Source organism: uncultured Aquincola sp. (genome assembly GCF_964001545.1).
Lineage (GTDB): Bacteria > Pseudomonadota > Gammaproteobacteria > Burkholderiales > Burkholderiaceae_C > Aquincola.
Map to the genome: position 1 here is coordinate 1 of NZ_CAXFDV010000222.1, position 10,788 is coordinate 10,788.

Here is a 10,788-nt window from a genome sequence, read left to right on the forward strand (position 1 = left end):
GCCGGGCCGAGGCGGGCGATGAGGTGTTTGCGCTGGACTGAAACCCGTAACGGTAAACAGATCAGCCCCAACGGGTACCGGGGCCCACCACGATGCGATCCGAAGCCGTCTCGCCGTGGAAGCGGCGCTCCGGGGCGTTCAACACGTCTTCCAGCAGGCTGCCCCAGTCGGCATGCCCGGGCGCGCGGGCCAGCTGCGCCTCGCGCTCGTCCACCAGGTGGTCGAAGGCGCTGGCCGGGGCCGCGCCGCTGCGGTCCACCGCACGCGCGGGCGCATGGCCCATGTGGATGGCGATGCGCCTGCACACCGATGCATACATCTGCGCGATGCGCGAAGGGCTCAGGCTCAGCGAATCGGCCAGTTGCACCGGTGTCATGCCCACGCCCAGGTAGGCGTCGATCACCTGGCGGTCGGTCTCGGGCAGGCGGGCGAAAAAACGCTCCAGCCGGCGCAGCAGCAGCGCGGTGTCCACCCGCGCTTCCACCTCGTCGCGGCCGGTGGCGGGCTCGCGGTGGGGCGCGGGCGCGTCTTCGTCGTCGTCGCGGCCGCCCAGGCTTTCGGGGCGGGCGCGCAGCGCAGCGTGTTCCAGCTCGGCCACCTCGTCGATGCCCAGCCCGCAGGCTTCGCTCAGTTCGGCCAGCGTGGGGCTGCGGCCGTGCAGCGCAAACCAGCGTTCGCGCGCGATCTCCACCACCTTGATGCGGCGGCGCTCCCCGCGCGGCAGCACGTCCATGCGCCGCAGCTCGTCCAGCATGGCGCCGCGCACGCGGGCGCGGGCATAGCGCACGAAGGCGGCCCGGCCTTCTTCGGAGTTGGCGTCGCCTTCGTGCCGGAAGCCCAAGGCCGCCTGCGCCACGGCGATCAGGCCCACCTGGATCAGGTCGGCCCGCTCTACGTTGGAAGGCAGCTTGCGCGCCAGCAACGCCGCTTCCTGGCGCACCCACGAGCTGTTGCGCGCGATCAACGCCGATGGCAGTCCGTCCATCGAGATCATGCTGCTGAAGCTGGATGGTGAATATTCACAGCCGGTGCTGAGCACCTGGTCGACCTGCAGCAAACGACGTTCCCCCGGTTTCAGAATTTTTTACACGAACCGGGCTACCTTACGGTAATTCATCACATGTGGTGTGACAAAGCGAACTGAACTTCGTGTTAAAGCACCCCGGGTTTTCCTGCAGACGACGGGGCGGGGCGAAAGCAATCGCCGGGCCACGAGGGAGGTTTGCGGGCCTCAGGTGCGGGCCACCCAGCGGCGCTTGCCGGCGCGCTTGGCCTCGTACAAGGCTTCGTCGGCGCGGCGCATCAGGTCGGCCACGGTGGCGCCGGCGGCCGGTGCCACCGCGATGCCGACGCTGGCCGACACCGCCTGGCGCACGCCCGGGTAGGGCTCGGACAGCGCACGCACCAGCTTCTCGGCCACGATGGCCGCGCCATCGGGCGCGGTGTCGCTCAGCAGCACCACGAACTCGTCGCCGCCCAGGCGCGCCGGCACGTCGGCCGAGCGCAGGCTGGCGACGATGCGCTGCGCGGCCTGCTTGAGCACCTGGTCGCCCACCGCATGGCCGTGCTGGTCGTTCACCGCCTTGAAGCCGTCCAGGTCCAGCGCCAGCAGCACGCGGCGCTGGCCGTTGCGCTGGTCGTCGATCAGCTGCCGGTGGGCCAGCGCCTCGAACAGCAGCCGGTTGCTCAAGCCGGTGAGCGCATCGGTGTGGGCCAGGTGCTGCGCATGGGCCAGCATCTTGGACGCCTGTTCCAGCACGCGGCCCACGGCATCGGCCTCGCGCAGGCCGGTGCGGGGCGCGGCCACCAGCTCGCCGCGGCCCAGGGCCATGGCCGGGCCGATCAGCCCCTGCACCGACTGCGCCAGCCGCCGGGCCCAGCCCAGCGCCACCAGCATGCCGATGCCGATGGCCGCCGCCACGCCCAGCGCGGCGATGGCCATGGAGCGGTAGAGCTGGCGCGTGACCTCCGAATGCGGCGCGCCGACGGCCACGCTCCAGTCGGCCACCATCGAGCGGCTGAAGGCGGTGACCACGTCGAAGCCTTCCTGCGTGCGGCTGTCGAACACGCCTTCGCGCCGGCTGACGATGGCGTCCACCAGCTCCGGCGGCGCTGCGCTGCCCACGAAGCGCGCGTTGTCCAGCGAACGGGCGATCAAGGTGCCACGGCCATCGACCACCGCCGCCACCCAGCCCTCGGGCAGGTTGTGGCGGCGCAGCAGGCCGGCCACCCGCGCGGGCGACAGGCCCACCGCCAGCGCCTGCACCACCTTGCCGTCGCGCCACACCGGCACCGCCACCGACAGCGCATGTTCCTTGCTCACGGTGCTGACGAAGAGGCTGGTCACCGTCATCTCGCCGCGCTCGAACACCCGCGCCAGGTCGGGGCCCATGGTGGCGCGCGGCAGCGGCGTGCCGTAGGGCTGCAAGGTGTTGAGCAGCTGGCGGCCATCGCGCGTCAGCAGCACGTAGTTGTCCACCAGGCCGACGGCCAGCGTCTGGCTGGCGCGTTCATGGAAGCGGGCCAGCTGGCCGTCGGCCAGTTCGTGGCTGGTGGCCAGCGATTCCAGCACCGCGCCGATGCGGCCCAGCTCGCGGTCGATCTCGGCCACCGCGCCCTGCGCCAGCAGCAGCTCCTGGCGGTAGAGGCGTTCACGCTGCAGGCCGTAGTCGTGCACCAGCAGCAGGCCGGCCGCGATGGCGGCGGGCATCACGCAGGCGGCCACCAGCGCCGTCAGCATCATGCGGATGGACCAGGTGGACGTGGGCGACGTCATCGGGGGCAGCACCTGCCTGTCATCCACGTTGGGTCCACCGCATCGATTCCTCCGGGCCAGCGTCGCGTCAGACGGTATTGTGTGCTGCCCCGCCGCTGCGCTGACGCGCTTGTCCTACAGCCGCCGGCCGGCAGGGCTGGTAGCGTGCGGGCCATCCAACATCAAGAGGAGTGGCGCATGGACGCACCGGTGCACGACCTGGGCGAGTTGTTCAGCCAGCTGGGCCTGCCCGATGGTCAGCAGGAGATCGAGCAATTCATCGCCACCCATCGGGGCCTGCCGCCCGACATGCTGCTGAGCGACGCGCCCTTCTGGACGCCCGCGCAGGCGCAGTTCCTGAAGGAAGAGTGGCGCGAGGACGCCGACTGGGCACCGCTGGTCGACCAGCTGAACCTGCGGCTGCGTTGAGCCCCACGCCCGGCAGCGAGGCCGCGCTCGCGGCGGCCCGCACGCTGTTCCTCGAAGGCGTGGCCCACCATGAGGCGGGCCGTTTCGCGGAAGCGGCCGAGCGCTTCGAAGCCGCGCTGGCACTGGCGCCGGGCCGGGTGTCGGTGCTGATCAACCTGGGCGCCGCGCGCCTGAAGCTGGGCCAGCGTGAAGCCGCCATCCAGGCGCTGGACATGGCGCTGGCCGCCGAACCCCAGCATGCCGATGCCTGGACGCACCGCGGCCTGGCCGCGGGCGAGCTGGGCCGCCATGAAGAAGCGCTGGCCAACTTCGAGCGGGCGCTGGCGCTGGATGCACGCAGCGGCAGCGCCCAGTTCTACCGCGCGTTGAGCCTGGGCCACCTGCGCCGCCATGCCGAGGCGCTGGCGGTGCTGGAACGCCTGCTCGACCACCAGCCGCAACGCGCCCCGGCCTGGCTGCTGCGCGCCCAGACGCTGCAGATGCTGGACCGCCATGCCGAAGCCCTGCCCTGCTACCGCAGGGCGGTGGCGGCCGACCCTGACCTGGGCGCGGCCTGGAGCCAGCTGGGCCAGCTGCTGAAAGACCTGGGCCAGCGCGACGAGGCGCGGGCCGCCTTCGAGCGTGCGCTGGCGCTGGGCGACGATGCCGACACCAACCGCTATTTCCTGGCGGCGCTGGGCCACGCACCGGCCCCGCAGTCGGCACCCGCCCACTACGTGCGCGCGCTGTTCGACGGCTACGCCGACGACTTCGAGCCGCACCTGCTGAACGTGCTGCACTACCGCGCGCATGAACACGTGGCCGATGCCGCCCGGGCCGCCTGGCAGGCCGGCCAGCCGCCGGGCGCCGTGCCCGACTGGGCGCTGGACTTGGGCTGCGGCACCGGCCTGTGCGGCGCGCGGCTGAAGCCGCCGGCCCGCCACCTGGAAGGCGTGGACCTGTCGCAGACCATGATCGACGCCGCCCGCGCCCGCGGCGTGTACGACACGCTGGCCCATGCCGACGTGGTGCAGCACCTGCAGGCCAGCGCCCGCCACTACGAACTGGTGGTGGCGGCTGACACCTTCATCTACCTGGGCGATCTGGGCCCGCTGTTCGCGGCGCTGCGGCCCCGGCTGCGGCCGGGCGCGGTGCTGGCGTTTTCGGTGGAAACCGCAGACGACGGTGCCGACTATCGCCTCAATGCCCAGCTGCGTTATGCGCACAGCCTGGCCTATCTGCAGCGGCTGGCCGCGTTGCATGGGCTGGCGGTGGCCAGCACCAGCCCTTGCGTGCTGCGCGAAGAGCAGCGCCAGCCGGTGCGCGGCTGCATCGTCGCCCTGCGCGCACCCCTAGCGTGAACAACCGCACACACCGGCGTTGAATCTGCGTATTTGCGATTCCGAAATCGCAAATATGAAACTCCTCGACACCTTGTTCGGCCGCCCCACCCTGCCCCGGTTCCTGGAAGCCGCCGGCCGCTGGCTACGCCAGCGGGGCATCACTCGCTTCGACGTCGAGCCGGTGCTGATGCTGCTCAACATCCACATGCCCGACGGCGGCCATCACCGCATCCAGCTCGGGCGGCTGTGGCCGCAGTGGCAAGCGGCGCCGCGGCGCCAACGCCCAGGCCTGCTGCACGACTACCTGCACGGGCTGCTGACCACCGGCCTGGCGCTGCCCACCGACTACGCCAGCGCACGCCCCCACCTGCGGCCGGTGCTGCGCACCCGGGAGCAGCTGGCCGCCGCCCTGCAAAACGCGGCGGCGCAGGTCCCCGAGGCCCGGCAGGTGTTGGTGCACCGGCCTTGGCAGGGCGAGCTGTCGGTGGCGATGGTGATCGACCAGCCGACCACGATGGCCTATGTGCAGCAGAGCCTGCTGGACGCCTGGGGCGTGCCGTGGGAGCAGGCCTGGGACGACGCCCTCGACAACCTGCGCAACGAGTCGACGAACGGCCGCTGGCAGGAGCTGGTGCCGGGCGTGTGGCGTGGCCACTGGGGCGATGTCTACGACAGCTCGCGCGTGCTGCTGCCCGAGGTGATCCACCGCGGCCCGGCGCGCCAGCCGCTGGTGATGGTGCCTTTCCGCGAGGCGCTGCTGCTGAGCTCGGCCGACCAGCCGCAGGGCCCGCAGGCGATGCTGGCCTGGGCGCTGGGGCAGCTGGACGGCCCGTTGCGCTGGCTGTCGCCCGAGCTGCTGCAGCTGCAGGCGCAGGCCTGGCAGCCCCAGGAGGCGAGCAGCGACGCCACACCCCTGCAGGCGATGCTGCGGCTGCGCTATCGGGTGGCGGCCTACGAAGTTCAACAGGCGGCGCTGGTCCAGGCACTGCCCGGGCTGCACGTGGCGGGCTGCCGCGTGGCGCAGGCGCGGGACGGCACGCTGGTGAACTACACCACCTGGGGCGACGGCCAGGACACCTTGCTGCCCGAGGCCGACAACGTGCTGCTGATGTGGCAGGAAGCGGGCGAAGCCCGTCTGCTGTCGCTGCCCTGGGCCAGCCTGCAGGCTCACTTCGCCGACCTGCTGGAGCCCACGACCGACCAGCCGCCGCGCTACCGCGCGCGCCACTTTCCCGATGCGGCGCGGCTGGCCGAGGTGTCGCAGGCCACCGCCACCGCCACCGCCGGCACCGTCACGCGACCGCCTACGCTGCGCCTTGGTGGATCTGCCGGCTGATCTGCGCCGAGGCCCGCACCAGCCGCGGCCCCAGCCGCAGCAGCAGCTCATGCGCCAGGTAGCTGCTGGGCCCGCCGATGGTCAAGGCCAGTGGCGGCCGACCATCGCCCACTTCCACCGGCACGCCGATGGCGCTGATGTCGCGCTGCCAGTCCTGCTCCGACAGCACGTAGCCGTGCGCGGCATGCTGGGCCAGCGCCAGCTCGATGGCGCGGCGCTGGCGCGGCCAGTCGCGCGGTTGGGCCTGCTGCAGCTGGGTGCACAGCGCCTCGCGCTCGGCCTCGGGCAAGGCCACCAGCAAAGCCCGGCCCATCGCGGTGTCGGGCAGCGGCAGGCGTGCGCCCACGTCCAGCCCCAGCGTCAGCCGTCCGGCGCCGCGGCAGTGGGCCACGTACACCATCTGCAGCTGGTGGCGCAGGCCCATGGACACCGCGGCTTCCACCTCGTCGGCCAGCGCCTGCATCACCGGCCGCGCGATGCGGGCGATGTCGAAGTTGCTGAGCATGCTGAAACCCAGCGCCAGCACGCCGCCGGCCAGCGCATAGTGACCGCTGTCGGCCTGGTGGCGCAGGTAACCCAGGTGCACCAGCGTGAAGGTGAGCCGCGAGACCGTGGCCTGCGGCAGCCCGGTGCGGCGGGCGATTTCCTGGTGCGACAGCCAGCGGTCCTGCGGCTTGAAGCAGCGCAGCACCTCTAGCCCGCGGGCCAGCGCGGTGACGTAGCGGCGGTCTTCCTTCGCGGGGGTGCTGCTGTCGGTCTGGCGCTGGCGGCTCATGCGGCCATATTACTCTGCTGTGCGGAATAAGCGCGTGCCACTGGCCACCGGCGCGCTGTCGCGGCGGCGACAAGGCCTGCGGGTTAACTCCGCGTTTACACCCGTGTCCTGCGCCGTCTAGGATCACACTGGGCCTGCCCCCGCATTGTCCGCACAGCGGAATAAACCCGGCCCCACACAAGACAGCGCCGCCCTGGCGCGACACAGGAGACGACAGGTGAAGAAGTACCACCCTGGCACGGCGCTGTGCGCCACCCCGATCGCCCTGGCGATCATGCTGCTGGCCGGCTGCGGCAGCAATGGCAGTGACGATCCCCCGGTTCAGATCAAGACCTTGTCCACCCGCGCCGACCTGGTGACCGACGGCGACGCGATGGTGGAAATCGTGCTGCCTTCGGGCGCCCAGGCCGATGGCCTGAAGGTGGAAGTGGGCGGCCGCGACGTGACCAGCGCCTTCGCGCTGCGCGATGGCCGCCTCACCGGCCTGGTGACGGGCCTGGCCGCCGGCGAGAACACGCTGGTGGCCAGCAGCCGCGGCGCCAGCGCCGCCGAACTGAAGATCACCAACACCGGCCGCGGCGGCCCGATCATCTCGGGCCCGCAGACCGTGCCCTACGTGTGCGCCACGCCCACGCCGCAGGCGGCCAACGGCACCCAGCCCGCCACCCATGCCAGCGGCCTGGGCACCGCGGCGGTGGATGCGCAGTGCAACATCGCCACCGAATACAAGCTGTACTACAAGACCACGGCGGCCAACTGCAGCTTTGCGCTGCCCGACCCGACGCCGAACGTGCCGTTCGACGCCACCACGCCGCCCGCTGCGGCCACGCCGCCGGCCAACCCCTGCTTCAAGCCCTACACCGTGGGCAGCACCCCGGCCGACCTGGCCACCACCACCACCGACAACGGCGCCAGCGTGCCCTACATCGTGCGGGTGGAGCGCGGCACCATGAACCGCGGCATCTACGACATCGCGGTGCTGTTCGACCCCGCCAAGCCCTGGACGCCGGTGGCGCCGCAGGCGCAGTGGAACGGCAAGGTGCTCTACCAGTTCGGCGCCAGCACCGGCCAGCCGCGCCGGCAGTTCCGCCCCGCCACCGCGTGGACCGACGACAAGTCGCTGTCGCGTGGCTTCATGGTGGTGGCCAACAGCCTGACCGACTCGCTGCAGAACTCCAACCGCGTGATGATGACCGAGACGGTCATGATGATGAAGGAGCACATCAGCGACAGCTACGGCTCCATCAAGTACACGATGGGCAGCGGCTGCTCGGGCGGCTCGATCAACGCCAACATGAACGCGTCCATCGCCCCGGGGCTGCTGGACGGCATGACCATCTCCTGCGCCTACCCCGATTCGGAATCGACGCTGCTCGAAGTCAACGACTGCGTGCTGCTGGTCGAGGCCTACCAGAAGCCCGCCTGGCTGAACCTGATGACCAACGCCGGCCTGACGCCTGCGCAGGCCAATGCTAAGAAGGCGGCCATCAACGGCCACCGCGACCAGACCGGCTGCCATGCCTGGTACAACCGCTTCGGCACCAATGCGCAGGTCGGCAACTACTTCACCCGCACCGTGGTGGACAACACCACCGGCGCCATCAGCCAGGCCAGCACGCTGACCAACAACTGCCAGCTGCCCACCAGCCAGGTGTTCGACAAGACCAGCAACCCCAACGGCGCGCGCTGCAGCGCCTGGGACTGGGCCACCTCCATCTGGGGCAAGTCGGGCGACGGCAACCGCTCGCGCGAAACCCGCGACAACACCGGCGTGCAGTACGGCCTGAAGGCGCTGATGGACGGCGCCATCAGCGGCGAAGAGTTCGTCACGCTCAACGAGATCATCGGCGGCGTGGACAAGGACTCGCAGCTGGTGGCCGCCCGCTCGCAGGCCGACACCACCGCGCTGGACATCGCCTACAAGGCCGGCATCGTGATGAGCGGCCAGCAGCTGGCCAAGACGGCGGTGATCGACATGCGTGGCTATGACGACTCGCTGATCGACGTGCCGCCGGGCATCACCGCCTTCCCGCAGGCGCTGGTGGGCATCCACCACCAGTGGCGCAGCTTCAGCATCCGCGACCGGCTGGACAAGGCCAACGGCAACCATGACAACCAGGTGATCTGGCGCTTCGGCCGCAGCGGCTTCACGCCGTCCACGGCCATGGCCACCAGCGCCTTCCTGACCATGGACGAGTGGCTGACCAAGCTCAAGGCCGACAGCAGCAGCTCGACGATCCAGCAGAAGCTCAAGGCCGCCAAGCCCGCCGGCGCCAGCGACTACTGCGTGCTGAGCAGCGATGCGGCGCAGGCCACCAAGGTGACCGACACCGCCGCCTGCGACGCCGACCCGTACCTGCGCAAGGCCGCTTCGCCGCGGCAGGTGGCCGGTGGCCCGCTGACCGAAGACGTGCTCAAGTGCCAGCTCAAGCCGGTGAACGTGGCCGACTACAACGGCCTGCTCAACGCCGCGCAGCTCAGCCGCCTGCAGGCGGTGTTCACCACCGGCGTGTGCGACTGGAGCAAGCCCGGCGTGGGCCAGCAGCCGGCGGTCAGCTGGCTGACCTTTGCGGCCGGCCCGGGCGGCCAGCCGATGCCGGCCGAACCGGTGTCCCGCGCGAGGTGAACCCCGCCCAGGCATGACGCTCTGACCCCCTGCCCCCGCCTGCGTGCGGGGGCCTGCCGGCAACCGCCGGCTTTCCCGTTTCTTGCCGACCCTGAAGGAGCCCACCCTTGAAGCCCACCCCCACCCCGACCGCCACCTCCGGTGCTCTGCGCCGCCGCACGCTGCTGGCCGCCGCCGGTGGCGCCGCCGCGCTGGCGCCCTTTGCCGCCGCGCGCGCGCAGGCCTACCCCAGCCGGCCGATCACGCTGATCGTGCCCTGGCCGGCCGGTGGCTCCACCGACCGCCACCACCGCCTGCTGGCCGAGCTGGCCAGCAAGCACCTGGGCCAGAACATCATCGTGCAGAACCAGCCGGGGGCCGGCGGCACGCTGGGCCCGGGCGCAATGGCCCTGACCGCCAAGCCCGATGGCTACACCATCTCGCAGTACCCGATGGGCATGCTGCGCATCCCGCACATGCAGAAGACGCAGTGGCATCCGCTGAACGACTTCACCTTCATCATGGGCACCTCGGGCTACACCTTCGGCTTCGTGGTGCGCAGCGATTCGCCCTACAAGACCTTCCAGGACTACGTGGCTGCGGCGCGCAAGGAACCGGGCAAGATCGACTACGGCTCCACCGGCATCGGCACCAGCCCGCACCTGCTGATGGAAGAAGTGGCCGAAGCCGCCAAGATCCAGCTGAACCATGTGCCCTTCAAGGGCAACGCCGACCAGATGCAGGCCTTGATCGGCGGCCACGTGATGGCCGCCAGCGACGCCACCGGCTGGGACAAGTTCGTCGATGCCGGCCAGATGCGCCTGCTGCTGACCTTCGGCGACAAGCGCACCAAGCGCTGGCCCGACGTGCCCACCGCCAAGGACCTGGGCTATGGCGTGGTGTCCACCTCGCCCTACGGCCTGGTGGGCCCCAAGGGCATGGACCCGGCCGTGGTCAAGACGATCCACGACGCCTTCAAGAAGGCGCTGGACGACCCGCGCCACGCCGAGGTGATGGCCCAGCTCAACCAGGAGGTGTGGTACCGCACCGGCGACGAATACCGCGCCTGGGCCACCGAAACCTTTGCCAAGGACAAGAAGCTGATCGAGAAGCTGGGTCTGGCCGCCAAGTGACGCCACCGGCGGGCGGTGGCGTAAGCTTCCGCCCTGAAGTGCATTCCTCCCTGCTTGAACCCCTTGCCCGCCCGCCTGCGCTCAGCGCCCAGGACGTGGCCCAGGCCCTGGCCGCGGCGCGCGACGCACGCGACCGGGCCGCCTTCGACGCCGGCCGCCAGCACGCGCTGCGGGCCTGGCACAGCCCGGCCGCCGATGCCGATGCGCGGGCCGAGGCCGGGGTGCTGCTGTCCTTCTGCCTGTACCGGCTGGGCGATCTGCCGGGGCTGCTGGAGCTGGGCACGCAGACCCTGGCCTTGCTGCAGGCGCCGCAGCACGGCGCCTGGCGCGACGACCTGCTGCGCTGGGTGACGCTGGGCGCCTGCGAGCTGGGCCGCTTCGAGCTGGCGCTGGCCTGCGCGCAGGAGTGCTGCGCCCGCGCCCGCGCGAGCGA

At 71.1% G+C, this 10,788-nt stretch carries 8 protein-coding genes and 1 pseudogene; 6 read left to right on the top strand and 3 right to left on the bottom strand.

Going from position 1 to position 10,788, the window contains the following annotated elements; genetic code table 11:
• Positions 1 to 61: 61 nt before the first annotated feature.
• Both ABNT58_RS07680 and ABNT58_RS07685 read right to left on the bottom strand, forming a co-directional pair.
• Positions 62 to 985 (bottom strand): sigma-70 family RNA polymerase sigma factor, encoded by a 924-nt coding sequence (locus ABNT58_RS07680; protein ID WP_348752913.1) that lies wholly within the window; start codon positions 983 to 985, stop codon positions 62 to 64.
• Between the two features lie 246 nt (positions 986 to 1,231).
• A complete protein-coding gene (locus ABNT58_RS07685) occupies positions 1,232 to 2,776 on the bottom strand; it encodes a sensor domain-containing diguanylate cyclase (RefSeq protein WP_348752914.1) in 1,545 nt (514 codons plus the stop codon).
• 177 nt (positions 2,777 to 2,953) lie between these two features.
• Between ABNT58_RS07685 and ABNT58_RS07690 the strand changes: the two genes are divergently transcribed.
• From ABNT58_RS07690 to ABNT58_RS07700, 3 genes are read left to right on the top strand one after another with little or no spacing between them, the layout of a single operon-like run.
• Complete coding sequence (locus ABNT58_RS07690; protein ID WP_348752915.1) at positions 2,954 to 3,184, top strand: DUF2789 domain-containing protein; 231 nt, start codon at positions 2,954 to 2,956, stop codon at positions 3,182 to 3,184.
• Complete coding sequence (locus ABNT58_RS07695; RefSeq protein WP_348752916.1) at positions 3,181 to 4,524, top strand: tetratricopeptide repeat protein; 1,344 nt, start codon at positions 3,181 to 3,183, stop codon at positions 4,522 to 4,524. The genes ABNT58_RS07690 and ABNT58_RS07695 overlap by 4 nt, the downstream gene beginning before the upstream one ends.
• Before the next feature lie 55 nt (positions 4,525 to 4,579).
• Positions 4,580 to 5,842 (top strand): hypothetical protein, encoded by a 1,263-nt coding sequence (locus tag ABNT58_RS07700; protein WP_348752917.1) that lies wholly within the window; start codon positions 4,580 to 4,582, stop codon positions 5,840 to 5,842.
• On the opposite strand, the gene ABNT58_RS07705 is transcribed toward ABNT58_RS07700, so the two are convergent.
• Positions 5,811 to 6,617 carry an IclR family transcriptional regulator gene (locus ABNT58_RS07705; RefSeq protein ID WP_348752918.1) on the bottom strand — a complete coding sequence of 269 codons (807 nt, stop codon included), beginning with the start codon at positions 6,615 to 6,617 and terminating at the stop codon, positions 5,811 to 5,813. The genes ABNT58_RS07700 and ABNT58_RS07705 overlap by 32 nt on opposite strands.
• A 217-nt stretch (positions 6,618 to 6,834) precedes the next feature.
• Here ABNT58_RS07705 and ABNT58_RS07710 point away from each other — a divergent pair, with 217 nt between their 5' ends.
• The 3 genes and pseudogenes from ABNT58_RS07710 to ABNT58_RS07720 all read left to right on the top strand — a co-directional run.
• Complete coding sequence (locus ABNT58_RS07710) at positions 6,835 to 9,243, top strand: DUF6351 family protein (protein WP_348752919.1); 2,409 nt, start codon at positions 6,835 to 6,837, stop codon at positions 9,241 to 9,243.
• Between the two features lie 164 nt (positions 9,244 to 9,407).
• Entirely contained in the window at positions 9,408 to 10,355 is a 948-nt protein-coding gene (locus tag ABNT58_RS07715) for a tripartite tricarboxylate transporter substrate binding protein (protein ID WP_348752920.1), read from the top strand.
• Positions 10,356 to 10,393: 38 nt separating this feature from the next.
• Positions 10,394 to 10,788: pseudogene (locus ABNT58_RS07720) on the top strand (hypothetical protein); the annotation flags it as partial.